The organism is Litchfieldia stipae (genome assembly GCF_014837155.1).
GTDB lineage: Bacteria > Bacillota > Bacilli > Bacillales > Bacillaceae_L > Litchfieldia.
This window is the reverse complement of the sequence record NZ_JACYHA010000002.1, coordinates 342,028-358,583: the sequence shown is the minus strand read 5'-3', so window position 1 is coordinate 358,583 and position 16,556 is coordinate 342,028. Positions and strand designations below refer to the sequence as shown.

The following is a 16,556-nucleotide window of genomic DNA, read 5'->3' as shown; positions in this document are numbered from 1 at the left end:
GGAGGGGTAATGACATGACAGAAAAGAAAAAAACAACAATTGTTCTATTTAGTGGTGATTACGATAAAGCTATGGCTGCCTATATTATAGCTAATGGGGCAGCTGCTTATGATCATGAAGTAACTATTTTCCACACATTTTGGGGCTTAAATGCCTTACGCAAGGATGAAGATATTCCGGTTCAAAAAGGGTTTATGGAAAGAATGTTTGGCAAAATGATGCCTAGAGGTGCTGGTAAAATGGGGCTTTCCAAAATGAACTTTGCTGGATTTGGTCCTAAGCTGATTAAGGATACTATGAAAAAGCATAACGCTATGTCTCTGCCTCAATTAATTGAAATGGCCCAAGAACAAGATGTGAAACTTGTGGCTTGTACCATGACAATGGATTTGTTAGGTCTTAAAGAGGAAGAACTATTAAATAACATTGAATATGCAGGAGTTGCTGCTTATTTAGCAGATGCCGAGGAAGGTAATATTAACCTGTTTATATAACTAAAAAGTTTCCATGTATAAAGGAGGTTACTGAATGGCCTATTTAAATTATCTTGTTATCGTGTTATTAATATTCTTTATTTTGAAAAAGTTACTACCGATAAAAGGAGTTACCAACATTACCACAACAGAATTAAGAAAAGAATTAAATAATAAGAACAAGCAATTTGTTGATGTACGAACAAATGGAGAGTTTAAAGGGAATCATATCAAAGGTTTTAAAAATATACCACTTCAACAACTTGCTCAAATTGCAGAAAAAGAACTTTCAAAGGAAAAAGAAGTTATCGTAATTTGTCAAAGTGGAATGAGAAGTCAACGAGCAAGTAAAGTCCTAAAAAGGTTAGGATTTAAAAACGTGACCAATGTCAAAGGTGGCATGAGTGCATGGTTTTAAATAAACATCAGGAGGATTAAATAATGAAACAAATGACTGTAAAAGAAGTGGAGACTCTATTAAACGAAGAGAAGAATTTGAATATTATTGATGTACGAGAAGTGGATGAAGTATCTACAGGGAAAATTTCCGGTTCCGTTAATATTCCTTTAGGTTTAGTTGAGTTTCGCATGCATGAATTAGATAAAGGAAAAGAATATATCATGGTGTGCCGTTCTGGAGCAAGAAGTGGTCGTGCCACCCAATTCCTTGAAGATTATGGATTTAATGTGATAAATATGACTGGTGGAATGCTTGCTTGGGAAGGAAAAGTAGAATAAATTTTTGAAATTAAATAATACCCTTTGGGAGTAAAAAATGGAGGCTTAAAAAATGGAAAACTTAAATGCAAATACAATTTTAGATGCAAAAGGTTTAGCATGTCCCATGCCAATCGTTAAGACAAAAAAAGAGATGAATAACTTAGCGGCAGGGCAAGTACTAGAAGTTCAAGCGACGGACAAGGGCTCTAAGGCAGATATGAAAGCATGGGCTGAAAGCACTGGACATCACTATCTAGGAACTATTGAAGAAGGGGAAGTACTGAAGCATTATCTGCGTAAATCTTCTAATGAAGAATCAAATGAAAAAAAACACCCAAAAGTTATTAATAATGAAGAACTAGAGAAGAAGATAGAAGTAAATAAAAGCATTGTTGTTATTGATGTCAGAGAAACTGCTGAGTTTGCTTTTAACCATATTCCTAATGCTATCTCTATTCCATTGGGTGAATTGGAAAACAAATTAAATGATTTAAACAAAAATGATGAAATTTACGTAGTTTGTCGAACAGGAAATCGTAGCGATCTTGCTGCACAAAAATTATCCGAAAATGGATTTACAAAAGTTATTAATGTTGAACCAGGAATGAGTCAATGGAATGGAAAAACAAGCAGTATAAATGATTGAATAATGGTGGAATGGAAGTAGGAGGAGCAGTAACATTTTTGGAATTTGCGATGAATGAAAATGTTATTTTAACTTTTTAAATGAATATATTTTTTTAAAATAAAAAATACCATAGGGGGTATTTGGGTGGCTGTTAATGTAATGACTACAAAAGATGTGATGAAAAAAGTTTTGAATAAAGATGAGTTGTTTATTCTGGATGTTCGAAATGAAAGTGATTTTAACGATTGGAAGATTGAGGGAAAAAACTTTGAATATTTAAATGTTCCTTATTTTGAATTACTTGATGGAGTAGAAGACATTATAGGTAAAATCCCCACTAACAAAGAAGTATTAGTGGTTTGTGCAAAGGAAGGGTCATCTGTGATGGTGGCAGAAATGCTATCAGATACCGGTTTAAATGTGTCTTATCTTAAGGGTGGAATGAAAGAATGGAGTGAACATTTAGAACCGGTTAAAATAGGTGATTTAAATGATGGTGGCGAAATTTATCAATTTGTTCGAGTTGGTAAAGGCTGTCTTTCCTACATGGTGTTATCGGAAGGGGAAGCAGCAATAATCGACTCAACACGTATGGCGAGTATCTATCTTGATTTTGTCGAAAGTAAGAATGCGAAAATTACACATGTGTTTGATACACACCTTCATGCTGACCATATTTCTGGAGGACGTACAATTGCTGAGAATACTGGTGCTACTTATTGGTTACCTCCAAAGGATGCAACGGAAGTGACTTTTGCTTACCAACCATTAGAAGACGGTAATGATATAACAATCGGTAACACAACCATTAATATTGCAGCTTTGTATTCCCCTGGTCATACGATTGGTTCTACTTCATTTATTGTGGATAAAAAATACTTGCTTTCAGGCGATATTTTGTTTATTGATTCTATTGGAAGACCTGACCTTGCAGGTATGGCAGAAGACTGGGTGGGTGATTTAAGGGAAACTTTATATCAACGCTACAAAGAATTGTCAGAAGAACTAATGGTCCTACCAGCACATTTCATGATCATAGACGAGTTGAATGAAGATGGTAGTGTTGCAGAAAACCTTGGTAGATTGTTTAAAGAAAATCACGGACTCAATATCGATAATGAAGAGGAATTTAGAAAATTAGTAACAGAAAACTTACCACCACAACCAAACGCTTATCAGGAAATTCGTAAAACAAATATGGGGAAAATTAGTCCGGACTTAGAGAATCAACGGGAGATGGAAATTGGACCAAACCGTTGTGCAGTTCGTTAATTTTAAAATAGGAGGAATATGAGATGGATTCAAATAAAGTATTAGATGCTAAAGGGTTGGCTTGTCCAATGCCGATTGTAAAGACAAAAAAAGCAATGGGAGAAATTGAAACAGGTCAGGTATTAGAAGTCCATACAACCGATAAAGGAGCAATAAACGATTTAACAGCTTGGACTAAATCAGGTGTACAAGAGTTATTAAAACACGAAGAAGTAAATGGAGTATTAAAATTTTGGATTAAAAAGGGTTGAAAATAAAGGGAACCAATAGCGTTCCCTTTTTCTAAAGAGGTGAACGACGTGGATATTACTCTTATAATTACGATTTTTGTTATTGGATTTGTTGGTTCTTTTATTTCTGGTATGTTAGGAATAGGTGGTGCCATAATCAACTACCCTATGTTGCTTTATATACCAGTAATGTTAGGGGTAGGGCATTTTACAGCACATGAAGTTTCGGGGATTACAGCCATACAAGTTTTTTTTGCGACTCTTAGCGGTGTTTTAGCTTATCGTAAAGGTGGTTTTCTAAATAAAACGTTAATCATTTACATGGGAATAAGGATTTTAATTGGCAGCCTTATTGGAGGTTTTAGTTCTTCTCACATGCCGGAAAGTGGAATAAATATCGTTTATGGAATATTAGCTCTTATTGCAGTTATTATGATGTTTGTTCCTAAAAAAGGAATCGATAATGTTCATTTTGAACAAGTCAATTTTAATAAATTGTCTGCCTCCTTGTTTGCATTTTTAGTGGGGATTGGAGCTGGGATTGTAGGTGCGGGAGGTGCATTTTTATTAGTTCCCATCATGCTTGTAGTATTAAAAATACCAATAAGAATGACGATTGCTTCTTCTTTAGCCATTACATTAATCTCATCCATTGGTGCAGTTTCTGGAAAAATTGTAACGGGTCACATACCAATTCTACCTGCATTCATTATGGTTGTTGCGAGTTTGATTGCTTCACCTGTAGGTGCCAACATGGGGAAAAAAATGAACACAAAAGTGTTACAAGGAACAATGGGGCTGCTAATTTTAGCAACGGCATTGAAGACTTGGCTATCTATCTTATAAAAGTAAAGCTTATATTTAATGGCTTCTGCCAATATAAGGATACAAGGGAACAACCTAAAAAACTGCAAATATCTGCAGTTTTTTGCAGTCAAGAGCGGATAGGATAAGAGAAGTTAAATGTATAAAACTTATATAGGTGTGGTTTTTCTCGATATTATTGGATGTATAACGATTATCAACTACGAGAATACCCATTCTTAAATAGACAACCTTTATTTACCTGCATTTTGCTATCGCGGGTGTTGGTAAAACAAGACGTTTCAATACCCATTTCTTTAATTGTGTTGAGCTTGGAGACATAGCTTTTCCGATAAGGTTTTATAAGCTTTTTGTTTCCTTCTTTGTATAGTTTTACAGCGATTATTTTAAATTTTTCTGTAAACTTCAGTCCTTTATTCCTGTTTTATCCATAAAAGGATCCCCTCCACGTTAAGTGTAACACCATTTTTTTAAATGAGCTTTTTACAGTAGAAAACTTTGAGTGTTTTAAAACTGCATACTGACAATATTGCCTCTAGTGTATCCAACATAAAAAGGAAATTAAATTCTGTTATAGGAATAATTATTTGAATGCAAACTAAAAAAACATGCTATTTATATAAATTACATTCAAATATATATTTGACTATTTGTGTTTGTTTAGTTAATATAATATTCAAATGAATGTTTGAATGATATGAGGAGGTTAAAAATTTGCAAAATGACTCATGTGAAGTTACGTGTATAGATGAGGAAAAAGTCAAAAAAGGTAAAAATGAACTACTCCAACAAAATCCTTTGGAAGTAGCCAAAATTTTTAAAGCTTTATCGGATGATACTAGGATTAAGATTGCGTTTGCTCTCTCTTTAGAAGATGAATTGTGTGTTTGTGATGTAGCGAATATTGTTGGTGCTACAACTGCTACAACATCTCATCATTTGAGGTTACTTAAAAATCTTGGATTAGCTAAATATCGAAAAGAAGGTAAGTTAGTCTACTATTCATTAGATGATGATCATGTAAAGCAACTAATAAAGGTTGCATTTACACATCAGAAGGAGGTTGTAAAAATTGTCTGAAGTAAAAGCATTAGATACTGAAAAAAGTGTTTATCGTGTTCAAGGGTTCACCTGTGCAAGTTGTGCAGGAAAGTTTGAAAATAATGTTAAAAAACTTCCAGGAGTACAGGAAGCAAAAGTGAATTTTGGGGCTTCTAAAATTGATGTTTATGGAAATGCAACGATTGAAGAACTAGAAAAGGCAGGAGCTTTTGAAAATCTTAAAATAGCTCCTGAAAAACCTGTACGACAAGCTAATCAAGAGGTGCAAGTGGTTAAAAAAGAAGAAAAAGTGCCGTTCTATAAAAAACACAGCACTTTACTCTATTCAGCTTTATTTCTTGTCTTGGGTTACCTTTCCTCATCTGTTAATGGGGATGAGAATATTGTTACTACATTATTATTTGTAGCATCTATGTTAATCGGAGGATTATCACTCTTTAAAGTCGGTTTAAAAAACTTGATTCATTTTGACTTTGACATGAAAACCCTTATGACAGTAGCTGTTATAGGTGGTGCCATTATAGGTGAATGGGCTGAAGTTGCCCTTGTTGTTATACTCTTTGCAATTAGTGAAGCACTTGAACGATTTTCTATGGATAGAGCAAGACAATCGATTCGCTCATTAATGGATATCGCTCCTAAAGAGGCACTAGTTAGACGTAATGGACAAGAGATAATGATTCATGTTGATGATATTGCTGTTGAGGATATCATGATCGTAAAACCTGGTCAAAAGATTGCTATGGATGGTGTAGTTGTAAGTGGATACTCTGCCGTTAACCAAGCAGCTATTACAGGTGAATCAGTCCCTGTTGAGAAAACGGTTGATGATGAAGTATTTGCAGGTACCTTAAATGAAGAAGGATTACTTGAAGTAAAAATAACGAAACTAGTAGAAGATACAACGATTTCTAAAATTATTCATCTTGTAGAGGAAGCACAAGGAGAACGTGCTCCTTCGCAAGCATTTGTTGATAAATTCGCGAAATATTACACACCAATCATTATGATCATTGCAGCATTGGTTGCTATAGTCCCACCTTTATTCTTTGATGGCAGTTGGGAAACATGGGTTTATCAAGGATTAGCTGTTCTTGTTGTTGGTTGTCCTTGTGCGTTGGTTATATCGACTCCTATTTCTATTGTTTCAGCAATTGGGAATGCTGCGAAAAAAGGGGTCCTTGTAAAAGGCGGAGTGTATCTAGAAGAAATGGGTGCCATAAAAGCTATAGCATTCGATAAAACGGGTACATTAACAAGAGGGGTCCCAGTTGTAACTGATTTTAATGTAGTGAACAATAAGATAAAAGAAAATGAATTGCTTTCTATCATTACTGCATTAGAGTATCGTTCTCAGCATCCTCTGGCTTCAGCCATTATGAAAAGGGCAGAAGAGAGTAATATTTCTTATTCTAATGTTGTCGTAGATGACTTTTCTTCCATTACAGGTAAAGGAATTAAGGGGACTATAGACGGAACGACTTATTATATTGGAAATCCAAAACTCTTTAAAGAATTATCAACCTCTAATTTTGATCATAACTTAGAGCAAAATGTTGCTACTCTTCAAAATCAAGGTAAAACAGCTATGATCATTGGAACTGAAAAAGAAATACTGGGTTTTATTGCGGTAGCAGATGAAGTACGTGAATCAAGTAAGGAAATCATTCAAAAACTACATCAACTTGGAATCGAAAAAACCATTATGCTTACAGGTGATAACAAAGGTACTGCAAATGCAATCGGTCAGCATGTCGGAGTATCAGATATTCAAGCAGAACTGATGCCTCAGGATAAATTAGACTATATTAAACAATTAAGGTCCGAGTACGGAAACGTAGCCATGGTTGGAGACGGTGTCAATGATGCGCCTGCGTTAGCAGCTTCCACAGTTGGAATTGCAATGGGTGGAGCTGGAACAGACACGGCCTTAGAAACGGCAGACGTCGCTCTAATGGGAGACGATTTAAGAAAACTTCCATTCACTGTAAAACTTAGTCGAAAAGCTCTGAATATAATCAAAGCTAACATTACTTTTGCAATTGCTATTAAATTTATTGCCTTGCTTTTGGTTATCCCAGGTTGGTTAACACTTTGGATAGCCATCCTTTCAGATATGGGAGCAACCCTTCTGGTAGCGTTAAATAGTTTGCGACTTATGAAAGTGAAAGAATAAAGGAAAAAGGGCTTTCCAGACAGATTAGAAAGCCCTTTTCTAAATAGTAAAAATCTCAGTCTAATTAAAAATTCTCTTCATTCAGAATGAAATCATCGAAGGAGGAAATCGAAATGACTATTGAAGCGAAAAAGGAAAAGGATCTAGATTTGTTAGTTATAGGCGCAGGATCAGGAGGTTATGTGGCAGCCATACGTGCGGCTCAGTTAGGAAAAAAAGTGGTGTTGGTGGATAAAGCAGAGTTAGGAGGAGTTTGCCTTAACCGTGGATGTATACCTTCCAAAGCTCTTATCAGCGCATCTGAACGAGTAAAACACATAAAGCAGGCCAACTCAATGGGAATAAAGGTTTCTGGTGATGTTGAAATTGATATGCCAGAAGTAGTGAAGTGGAAGGGCGGTATAGTGAATAAACTAACAAATGGGATTCGGACTTTGCTGAAAGGCAATGGAGTGGAGGTTATTAGTGGGGAAGCTTATCTTACTGATTCCAATACTGTAAAAATTAGAATCGAAAATGAAGAACAATTCTATTCCTACAAAGATTTAATCCTTGCGATAGGATCCTTACCTACAGAGTTAAAAAGTATGCCATTTGATAAAAAAAGAATCATCTCTTCGACTGAGGCATTGATGCTTCAAGAAGTACCCAAACATTTAGTTGTAGTAGGGGGTGGTTATATCGGTTTGGAATTGGGGACTGCTTATGCCAAATTCGGGGCTAAAGTGACAATCCTTGAGGGATCAGATACAATACTTCCAGGTACGGACTCTATGCTTACAAATGTAGTAAAACGTCATTTAAAGGAACTTGGAATCACAGTTATTACGAATGCTTTAGTCCAAGGCGGAGAAAATACAGGCGATGAAGTAAATGTGCATGTTCAGGTAAATGGAAAGGAAGAGATTATTAAAGGCGATTACTGCTTAGTTTCCATTGGAAGAAAACCGAACACAGTGAAAATTGGATTGGAAAATATCGGGGTTGAATTAGACCAACGCGGTTTTATTAAGATAAATGATAAATGTCAAACAAACGTTGAACATGTATATGCAATCGGGGACTGTGCTGGTGGTTATCTTCTTGCTCATAAAGCGAGTTACGAAGGTAAGGTCGCTGCAGAGGTGATAAGTGGGTTAAAGAGTGTGATAGATTTTCAGGCAATGCCTTTTGTGATTTTCAGCGATCCAGAAGTAGCCTATACAGGTTTAACGGAGGAGGAAGCAAAGAAAGAAGGATATGAAACCGTTTCTAGTCGTTTTCCATTCCAAGCTAACGGCAGAGCTTTATCTGTTTCGGATGCCGATGGTTTTGTACAAGTTGTGGCGGATAAGGAAACTAATCGGGTGTTAGGAGTACAAATGGTAGGACCAGAAGTATCATCCCTTATTGCTGAAGCAGTTTTTGCAATTGAGTCAGGAGCAACTGCAGAGGATCTTAGCCTTACAATTCATGCACACCCAACTTTACCCGAACCACTCATGGAAGCAGCTGAAGGGGTTATGGGACATGCTATTCACATGCTCAATAAAAAACAATAATGTGAATGCAGGCAAACCTGCACTTTTGATAAGTGCAGGTTGAACTTTTTATTAATAGGGTGGGGGACTAATGGATATTTTGTTCTATGTTTTAACAGCAGCTTTCGCAAATGTCTTGGGTGGCCTTGTGATCTTTCTTAAAAAAAACTGGTCTAGAAGAGGCTTGAATGGATTAATGGCCCTGAGTGCGGGAATACTTTTCACCATTGCAATTATAGATTTAATACCAGAAGCATTAGAAATGCATGAATCAAGTGCTGTATATATTGTTATTGGATTTGGATTAATTTTCCTATTTCAACATTTTCTTGCTCCGCATTTTCATTTCGGAGAAGAAATCCATAAACATTCTCACTCTAAAAGTTCAACCCTTGGTGCCTTATTAGGAATGTTGATTCACACGTTTTTTGATGGATTATCAATTGTGGCCAGTTTTAAGATAGATGAAAGAATCGGATTTGTTGTATTGATTGGTGTTTTACTACATAAAATTCCAGATGGTTTAACGATTTCTTCTATCATATTTACAAGCTTGGGAAGCAAGAAGAAGGCAATCGGGTCAGCTTTCTTACTGGCAATATCAACGCTAGTGGGTGCGATTGTAGCCTTGTCTTTAACTCAATTTTTTACGGTAAATAACAGTCTCCTTTCCATTACTCTATCCCTTACAGCAGGTATTTTTCTCTATATAGCTACGGCTGATTTGTTACCTGTTGTAAGTGCAACTGAAGATCGACCAATTATTCTTTTCTTCTTTATGGGAATTATATTATATTTTCTACTTCATTGGATATTGAAGCAAATTGCTCCAGTCGTACACTAGAGTTTTACAAGTTATTTTGAAATGATTAGATGAAAAATAATCCGATTAAACTGGTTAATATAATCTATAAAAATATATTGTTTGATTGTTTATGAATATATGAAGGAGTTGATACAAATGAATTTAATTTTAACCATTTTCTCTGCTTTAGGGTCTTTTATAGTAACCAATGTCGATGATATTTTTATCTTGATGTTGCTGTTCTCTCAGGCAAGGACACAAGCTAAAGCAAGTAATGGCCGAACGGTTAACATGCAGCCGAAGGGCAACCGTATTTACCCTAGAGATATAATCGTTGGCCAATATCTTGGTTTTGCGCTTTTAGTTTTAATCAGCCTTTTAGCAACATTTGGTGTAACCCTTATTCCTGATCAGTGGGTAGGTTTACTAGGATTAATTCCGATTTATTTAGGAGTTAAACTGTTTATAAAAGGTGAAGATGAAGATGAAGGGGATATTCTTTCTAATTTAAACAAATTTAATAAATTTTATTTAAGTGTAGCCTTTATCACATTTGCTAATGGTGGAGACAATATTGGTATTTATGTTCCGTTCTTTTCCACTTTAGATTCCAAACAACTGGTCATTACAGTTGTTACTTTCTTTATAATGGTTGGGGTCTGGTGCTTTATAGGCTATCGTCTAGCAAGATTCAGATATGTTTCTGAAACACTTGAGAAATACGGTCGATGGATTATTCCAATTGTGTTTATAGGATTAGGAATATATATTATGTTAGAAAATGAAACATTTAGCGCGCTGTCAAATCTATTCAAATAAATTCAAACCCAAAGGCTCCTTACGGTATCAGTGTAATCTTTTAGCTGAGTTTATTATTAAGTCTTTTCTATTACTTTATAGTATGGTGTAGCTCTATTCTTAAGGCTTGTAGTGCCGATTCGCTTGCAAGGAACCCTAACAGAAAAATAGATTATATCATTATAAAAAAGAGCAGAGAGCAGGGACATTAAACTGGTACCTGTAGATAGGACACTCATAAAAGAGTGATTTCATCTACAGGTATTTTTTTATATACTAAACTTAAGATATGAGACTAGGAGATATTATGAGTAAGATAACTTTTTCAGCAAATTTTTTGAATAAATTATCAGTATAGAGAATTATTTTTAATAAATCTTTCTATTTTTTATAAATATAAAAAAAAATGTAATTCATTAAAAGGGAATAGAGAGTAAAGTGCAAATTATACTGTCTTTATCCCTTTTATAGTAGGGAAGAATGTATTTTAAGCTAGAAAACATCAACTTTAGAGTGTTAATCTTTTTTATAGATTAACACTCTTTTTGATAAGTTCAATTTAATAAAAAAGGGAACATTCTTCTAATAAAAATCTCTAGAAATAGACTGATTTTGTGAAGTTTTACACTTAAACAAAACCAGCTAATAGTTTGTCAATATCTTTCAATAAAATCTTTAAATCTTTCATGTTATACTAAATTTATGCATACCAAATAACCTTCCAATTTCACTATTTGGAAAGTTTTGGTCACATTGGTTTTCCTTTTTAATTACGCTATATCTTGGAAAGTAGATTTGTTTTTCAACAGTGCATATATCCAGTGTAAAAGTTTATTTGCACAAGCAATTATAGTGACTTTATAGGGTTTACCTTCCTCCCGTTTTTTATCGTAATATTCTCTTAATCTCTTGTTTCGAGGAAGGAGTTGTTCATCTGTCCGTGCTTTACGCTTGTCTCTTATGGCTGCTCCGACTGCCATATATAAAGCATGACGCAGCCTACTTGAACCGCGTTTAGTAATACGGTTTTGTGTAGCTCTAAATTTACCTGATTCAAAGACACTAGGGTCAATGCCCGCAAAGGCGACAAGTTTTTTGGGACTTGTAAATCGATCTATTTCACCGACCTCGGATATAATCGTTGCCGCGATTTTTTCACCGATTCCTGGAATAGATTTGATGATATTATATTCTTCAATTTCTTTTGCTAGGGCATCTATTTCAGTTTCCAACTTGGATAGGTGCCCTTTGTATTGAAGAAGCATATCAATATACATGTTTAGGCTTAATAAATGACTTTTATAAATTGTTTTTTCAAATGGATTGCGTGCGGCTGCAGCCTTAAGCATGCTTGCCTTATCCTTTGCCCATTGTAGAGAACGGCTTTTACATAAATCATTGATTGTAGTAGCTAACTGTTCCTCACTAGCCATTAATATATCCTCAGACGATGGATATTCTAAAAGTGTCTTCAAAGAAACAATCGAATGCAAATCTCCAAAAACTCCTCTATATTCAGGGAAAACTTGATCCAAAATAGATTGAAACAGAAGCTTAGTTTGTACATAGATACCTGTGACATTTTCGTGTTGTCGTGTCAAATTTCGCAGGTTTAAGAGTTGAATGCCACGTTTTTTATAAGGCTCTAGGTCCTCTTTGTAATACAGCTCGCAGAGATGTCTGGCATCAATTGGATCAGTTTTCACTTTTCTTAAACTTGAACTTTTTGCTCGATACGAGACTAATGGATTTACAATTATTAATAAATAATGTCGATTCTCTAAATAGTACACAACAGGGGAATGATAGTGTCCTGTTGACTCTAATACTACAGGTGGCTGAATACCAGTTTTACCTTTAACTTCTTCCAGGAAATCGAAGAGTTCCTTCAGCCCCTCAAGAGTATGGGAAACTTTAAATCCCTTACGATATGGCTTCCCTTTATCCAAATATGCTTGAACCTGACTTTCACCTTTTGACACATCCAGACCCACTACTGGATTCATTCTAAAATCTCCTCCTTTGAATTCTTTGCCAGTAACCCCTATATCCCTAATGCAGTATCACAGCTTCGCTTGTTATACGAGATCAAGTCTCAACCAGCCTCAAACATGTTTCTACAAGTAGGGGGTGAACGGTTTAGTTGACGGGATCTAGTCCCACGGGGGCGGACGTTCTACCCTGGCTACGATTATCATATATCGATATAAAAAAAGGTCAACCAGAAATATTTTCTGGCTGACCTTATAATACGATCGGGGGCGTTAGTAAAATAAGATGCTTCAATATAAGAGTATTTTAGTGTAAATTAGCACTTAAATTAAATGAAAAATAACTCCTAAAGTGACAGTCGTTTGTTCATTTTAGTGTAAAAAAGTAGTTCCAAAACCCCCGTTTCATAATCAACCTTATTTATTTGTGATTTTATTTTTATTCGGTACTAATTCTTTTGAAAACTCTGTTATAACAGTAGCCATTTTCGGAATTCGACCGTTTTTCATGACATTTTGGATAGGTGCCAACATATTCTTGTTTCCATTTCTTCTTAAACCCCAAGCAGCTACACTGACTCCTAATCCTATCAAAGAGGTCCATAAAACTCCACGATTGTTTCTTTTTCTGTTATTGAAAAGGTTTTGTCTTCTTCCCATATTAAAAAGATTGTTCACCGGGTTATTCATTATCAAACACTTCCTCGATTGTATTTGGAAAGTGAATAAGGATTCTCCATCCAAATTTAATATTTACCTTCAAGTATTTGAATATGCTTGGCAATGTTTGATATAACTTCAGAAAGTTTTTAATAAGTTCCTTCCTAGTTAAATAATCTAAGCTTAAAAATGTACATATATGTAAGTGAAATGCCAATTTATGTTTTTCGTTTTAAATTAAATATATCTGATAACATAGGTATGCTATCAGATATATGTTTACAAATAGAATATAACTTAACCTCTGTGAAATGTATGCTAGAGGTTTCGAACGCTTATCTATCAAGAGTTCGGAACCTAATTCAAAAGGTTGAGATAAGTTTCAAACCCCTTCGAAGGGATTCCGAATTTAATTATGTTTTGTATTAAATATTGTCAGAGGGGGACAGGGTTTCTAGAAAAGATTCACAGACTTTATTCTTCTGATATGGAAGATTGAGTTTGTATCTGCGATTGTACTTGACTAATTAATGTTTGTACTTGTGCAACTTCATTTGATGCTTGTTTTAATGCTTCTGAAGCAAGTGTGGTGTTCGCAGCAGATTGTTCAATTGCAGAAGTGATCATATCTTTTACAATAGAAGTAACTGCCTCTGCTTGTTTCAATTTATTAGTATCAATTTGATTAGCCATGTTTATTTCCTCCCTTTTGTGTTTAGTACAAAATATAGTATGCTTCAGAAAAAATATTTTATCTTCAATTTTTTTTTGAAAATTATAACTGACTAACGGGTTTCTAACTGCTACATTAATTTCAACAGTTTGAAGGATATCTATATAGGATATAGCCTCAATAGTGTATCAAATAATAGTCAACCTAAATGTTTTATAAAGAGGTCTACCGAATAAATACCGTAAAAGAATGGGCTTCAGAACGCCTAGAATGTTTTTTTCCAAAAGATCCTTTCGTTGCGGGTTGTCCTTCGTCGAATAAAAATAAAATAAATACAGCTTAAATCGCCTGCTAATTCATATATTAATGATAAATAAATGATATAAGGTGATTTATATTTTTCAGAAAGCAATGGTAATTTTTATAGGTAGTCTACTAATTAGTATAGGTATAAATGGATTTTTAGTTCCTCATCATTTGTTAGATGGAGGGATTACAGGAATTGCTCTTATCCTACATTATTACTTTGGTTTTCCAACAGGTTTAACGTTGTTTCTTTTAAGTATCCCTTTATGTATATATGCGTGGATTTATGAACGTACTTACTTTTATAATAGCTTTCTAGGTTTGGTTGTTACTTCTATCTTCATAGATAGGTTAGCACCTTTAAAAACACAGTTTTTGCTTTCTGCCTTTACTAGCGTGTTATTAGGTGGAGTATTTATTGGAGTAGGAGTAGGTATTATGCTTCTTTATAAGACAAGCACTGGAGGGACAGACCTGCTAGCCCAATTTATATCGGAAACGTTTTCCTTAAATATAGGGGTTGTTATTTTCTTGATAGATGGTCTAATTGTAACTGTGGCGTTTAATATGTTAGAGTTAAAGGCATTTATTTTTTCTTGCTTTACTATTTGTATTATTGGAATCATTACATCTTTGATAGTTAAGCCATCCAATAACTAAGAAAATATAAACAGGGTTAGGACAAAAAATGTAGAATGTACTTTCATACTACGCCAATCTTATGCCGAGAGCAGAATGGGGAAGCATCCCGAATAAAGCATGGCTTAGTCGGGTTTTAAGGGGTATACGATGCCTGGATAATCAACTTTTTCCTAAATAGATCTATGTTAAGCTTATTTAAACGATTTTCTGTAATATATATGGTGAGAAATTAAAATAAAAATAAAACAATGTATATGAATCAATTTCATAAATCTGAGCCCTACGGGCTCAAGGCCTCCAGACAATAGAAAAAGGAGTACCTCCCCAAAATGTCGAAATGAGTAAGTGACCAAACTAACTCTAAGACTGGAGGAAGACTCCCTATGCCTATTATAAGACAAGAAAGCCTTTTTAGCATCCAAGATTTATATGATTTAAGACCTACCCAACGATTTGATGCTATTTTTTCTACACTTGACATGGATTCTGCTATTTATGTTGTATCTAAAAAGGCTTGGCTAGGTGCACCAACTGAGTTGAACTACGCTGCAATGATCTATTCTTTGGTCGCTAGACTTATTGAGCGTATACCGACTGTTAAAGACCTTGTAAAACGCTTGAAACATGACATCATTTTTCGACTTGAGTGCGGTTTTTTGGTATCAGATGATATCCCGTCTGAAGCATCTTATTCTCGACTGGTTTCTAGATTATCGGGGTCTGATGTTATAAAAAACATGAATGAAACAATTCTTCTACAAGCCATTAATGAAGGCTTTGTTTCTGACGAAAATGTTGCGATAGATGCTAGTCATTTTGAAGCTAGAGATCAAGCTACTACTCAAGAGAAAAAGCCAAAACGCGAACCCAAAAAACGTGGTCGGAAAAAGAAAGAAGAAAAAGAACAATATGACCAACAAAAACTTGAAGAAGAACAAACCAAATCCCTTTACGAAAAGCCCATCGCCGATCAACTAGACAGCTCCTTAGAAGAACTTCGGAATGAAATTCCGACTGATCCAGCTTGGGGAATCAAGAAAAATAGTGAGGGTAAAAATGTGTTTTGGTTTGGTTACAAAGCTCATTTAGCTGTTGGCACCAAGAGCCAATATATTCTTCAATCTATTATGAGTTCTGGTAATCTTAATGACGGCAAAGCTGCTATTCCATTATTAAAGGGAATAGAAACATTGCCCCTAACCATTAAGTATGGAACTATGGATGCTGGGTATGATTACACACCTATTTATCAGCAACTTTTTCGAATGGATGCCCAATCAATTATTGCATATAACCGACGCAGAGAAGGTGAGATAGAAGGATTTGATCAATACTTCGCTCCTACTTGCGTTAGAGAACACTCTTATCGCTATGATAGTTTCGATAAGAAGTATAAGGCACTAAAATATACTCGACCTAAAGAGTGTATTGATTGTCCTTTGGCTGCTGATTCCCTATGCCAAAAAATATACAAAGTAAAGATTGAATTAGATCTTCGAAAGTATACAGCACCTGCACGGGGCTCTGAAAAATGGAAACACTTATTTGCTGAAAGAACTGCTGTTGAAAGAGTAAATGCCTATCTGAAGGAGTTTTTTCAGCTTAATAATATTCGACATCGCACTGGAAAAAAGGCAAAATTGCATTTCAATTTAGTTACTTTGGTATACAACGCTTCAAAACTTGCAGTAGATCGTATCAATAAACAATTGGAAAACGAGCAACAAAAAGCAGCTTAATTTTTTAAAAACCAACCAATTCACATAGGGATACTA

The 16,556-nt window shown here is 35.0% G+C and carries 16 protein-coding genes and 1 pseudogene; 14 read left to right on the top strand and 3 right to left on the bottom strand.

Going from position 1 to position 16,556, the window contains the following annotated elements; all coding sequences use genetic code 11:
- Positions 1–14: 14 nt before the first annotated feature.
- From F7888_RS03955 to F7888_RS03900, 12 genes and pseudogenes are all read left to right on the top strand, one after another.
- Positions 15–494: a DsrE/DsrF/DrsH-like family protein gene (locus tag F7888_RS03955; RefSeq protein ID WP_191777373.1), complete on the top strand. Its 480-nt coding sequence runs from the start codon at positions 15–17 to the stop codon at positions 492–494.
- Between the two features lie 34 nt (positions 495–528).
- Positions 529–891: a rhodanese-like domain-containing protein gene (locus tag F7888_RS03950; protein ID WP_191777371.1), complete on the top strand. Its 363-nt coding sequence runs from the start codon at positions 529–531 to the stop codon at positions 889–891.
- 23 nt (positions 892–914) lie between these two features.
- The gene (locus tag F7888_RS03945; protein ID WP_191777369.1) at positions 915–1,211 is read left to right on the top strand and encodes a rhodanese-like domain-containing protein; all 297 of its coding nucleotides are present in this window, start codon (positions 915–917) and stop codon (positions 1,209–1,211) included.
- A gap of 52 nt (positions 1,212–1,263) precedes the next feature.
- Positions 1,264–1,839, top strand: coding sequence for a sulfurtransferase TusA family protein (locus F7888_RS03940; protein ID WP_191777368.1), 576 nt, complete (start codon positions 1,264–1,266; stop codon positions 1,837–1,839).
- 140 nt (positions 1,840–1,979) lie between these two features.
- Positions 1,980–3,093 (top strand): annotated as a pseudogene (locus tag F7888_RS03935) (MBL fold metallo-hydrolase); the annotation flags it as partial.
- Positions 3,094–3,116: 23 nt separating this feature from the next.
- Positions 3,117–3,344, top strand: a complete 228-nt coding sequence (locus tag F7888_RS03930) for a sulfurtransferase TusA family protein (RefSeq protein ID WP_191777366.1) — start codon at positions 3,117–3,119, stop codon at positions 3,342–3,344.
- Positions 3,345–3,392: 48 nt separating this feature from the next.
- A complete protein-coding gene (locus F7888_RS03925) occupies positions 3,393–4,169 on the top strand; it encodes a sulfite exporter TauE/SafE family protein (RefSeq protein WP_191777364.1) in 777 nt (258 codons plus the stop codon).
- A 693-nt stretch (positions 4,170–4,862) separates the two neighbouring features.
- Positions 4,863–5,228 (top strand): ArsR/SmtB family transcription factor, encoded by a 366-nt coding sequence (locus F7888_RS03920; RefSeq protein WP_191777362.1) that lies wholly within the window; start codon positions 4,863–4,865, stop codon positions 5,226–5,228.
- Positions 5,221–7,386, top strand: a complete 2,166-nt coding sequence (locus tag F7888_RS03915; protein ID WP_191777360.1) for a heavy metal translocating P-type ATPase — start codon at positions 5,221–5,223, stop codon at positions 7,384–7,386. The genes F7888_RS03920 and F7888_RS03915 overlap by 8 nt, the downstream gene beginning before the upstream one ends.
- A 113-nt stretch (positions 7,387–7,499) precedes the next feature.
- Entirely contained in the window at positions 7,500–8,927 is a 1,428-nt protein-coding gene (gene lpdA, locus F7888_RS03910) for a dihydrolipoyl dehydrogenase (protein WP_191777358.1), read from the top strand.
- Positions 8,928–8,997: 70 nt separating this feature from the next.
- Complete coding sequence (locus F7888_RS03905) at positions 8,998–9,750, top strand: ZIP family metal transporter (RefSeq protein ID WP_191777356.1); 753 nt, start codon at positions 8,998–9,000, stop codon at positions 9,748–9,750.
- A gap of 117 nt (positions 9,751–9,867) precedes the next feature.
- Positions 9,868–10,530 (top strand): CadD family cadmium resistance transporter, encoded by a 663-nt coding sequence (locus F7888_RS03900; protein ID WP_191777354.1) that lies wholly within the window; start codon positions 9,868–9,870, stop codon positions 10,528–10,530.
- 749 nt (positions 10,531–11,279) lie between these two features.
- Here the strand turns inward: F7888_RS03900 and F7888_RS03895 are convergent.
- The 3 genes from F7888_RS03895 to F7888_RS03885 all read right to left on the bottom strand — a co-directional run bounded on the left by F7888_RS03895 (position 11,280) and on the right by F7888_RS03885 (position 13,853).
- Positions 11,280–12,515 carry an IS110 family RNA-guided transposase gene (locus F7888_RS03895; protein WP_191777352.1) on the bottom strand — a complete coding sequence of 412 codons (1,236 nt, stop codon included), beginning with the start codon at positions 12,513–12,515 and terminating at the stop codon, positions 11,280–11,282.
- Positions 12,516–12,917: 402 nt separating this feature from the next.
- Complete coding sequence (locus F7888_RS03890; RefSeq protein WP_191777350.1) at positions 12,918–13,190, bottom strand: hypothetical protein; 273 nt, start codon at positions 13,188–13,190, stop codon at positions 12,918–12,920.
- Between the two features lie 444 nt (positions 13,191–13,634).
- On the bottom strand, positions 13,635–13,853 hold the full coding sequence (locus tag F7888_RS03885) for a hypothetical protein (protein ID WP_191777348.1): 219 nt from the start codon (positions 13,851–13,853) through the stop codon (positions 13,635–13,637).
- Between the two features lie 391 nt (positions 13,854–14,244).
- On the opposite strand from F7888_RS03885, the gene F7888_RS03880 reads away from it, so the two are divergent.
- Both F7888_RS03880 and F7888_RS03875 read left to right on the top strand, forming a co-directional pair.
- Complete coding sequence (locus F7888_RS03880; RefSeq protein WP_191777473.1) at positions 14,245–14,799, top strand: YitT family protein; 555 nt, start codon at positions 14,245–14,247, stop codon at positions 14,797–14,799.
- Between the two features lie 365 nt (positions 14,800–15,164).
- The gene (locus tag F7888_RS03875) at positions 15,165–16,520 is read left to right on the top strand and encodes a transposase (RefSeq protein WP_191777346.1); all 1,356 of its coding nucleotides are present in this window, start codon (positions 15,165–15,167) and stop codon (positions 16,518–16,520) included.
- Positions 16,521–16,556: the final 36 nt, after the last annotated feature.

Coding starts and splice junctions, on each gene's coding strand:
- lpdA (WP_191777358.1), top strand. CDS start 7,500: ATGACTATTGAAGCGAAAAAGGAAAAGGATCTAGATTTGTTAGTTATA.
- F7888_RS03895 (WP_191777352.1), bottom strand. CDS start 12,515: ATGAATCCAGTAGTGGGTCTGGATGTGTCAAAAGGTGAAAGTCAGGTT.
- F7888_RS03955 (WP_191777373.1), top strand. CDS start 15: ATGACAGAAAAGAAAAAAACAACAATTGTTCTATTTAGTGGTGATTAC.
- F7888_RS03945 (WP_191777369.1), top strand. CDS start 915: ATGAAACAAATGACTGTAAAAGAAGTGGAGACTCTATTAAACGAAGAG.
- F7888_RS03900 (WP_191777354.1), top strand. CDS start 9,868: ATGAATTTAATTTTAACCATTTTCTCTGCTTTAGGGTCTTTTATAGTA.
- F7888_RS03875 (WP_191777346.1), top strand. CDS start 15,165: ATGCCTATTATAAGACAAGAAAGCCTTTTTAGCATCCAAGATTTATAT.
- F7888_RS03950 (WP_191777371.1), top strand. CDS start 529: ATGGCCTATTTAAATTATCTTGTTATCGTGTTATTAATATTCTTTATT.
- F7888_RS03905 (WP_191777356.1), top strand. CDS start 8,998: ATGGATATTTTGTTCTATGTTTTAACAGCAGCTTTCGCAAATGTCTTG.
- F7888_RS03890 (WP_191777350.1), bottom strand. CDS start 13,190: ATGAATAACCCGGTGAACAATCTTTTTAATATGGGAAGAAGACAAAAC.
- F7888_RS03940 (WP_191777368.1), top strand. CDS start 1,264: ATGGAAAACTTAAATGCAAATACAATTTTAGATGCAAAAGGTTTAGCA.
- F7888_RS03885 (WP_191777348.1), bottom strand. CDS start 13,853: ATGGCTAATCAAATTGATACTAATAAATTGAAACAAGCAGAGGCAGTT.
- F7888_RS03880 (WP_191777473.1), top strand. CDS start 14,245: ATGGTAATTTTTATAGGTAGTCTACTAATTAGTATAGGTATAAATGGA.
- F7888_RS03930 (WP_191777366.1), top strand. CDS start 3,117: ATGGATTCAAATAAAGTATTAGATGCTAAAGGGTTGGCTTGTCCAATG.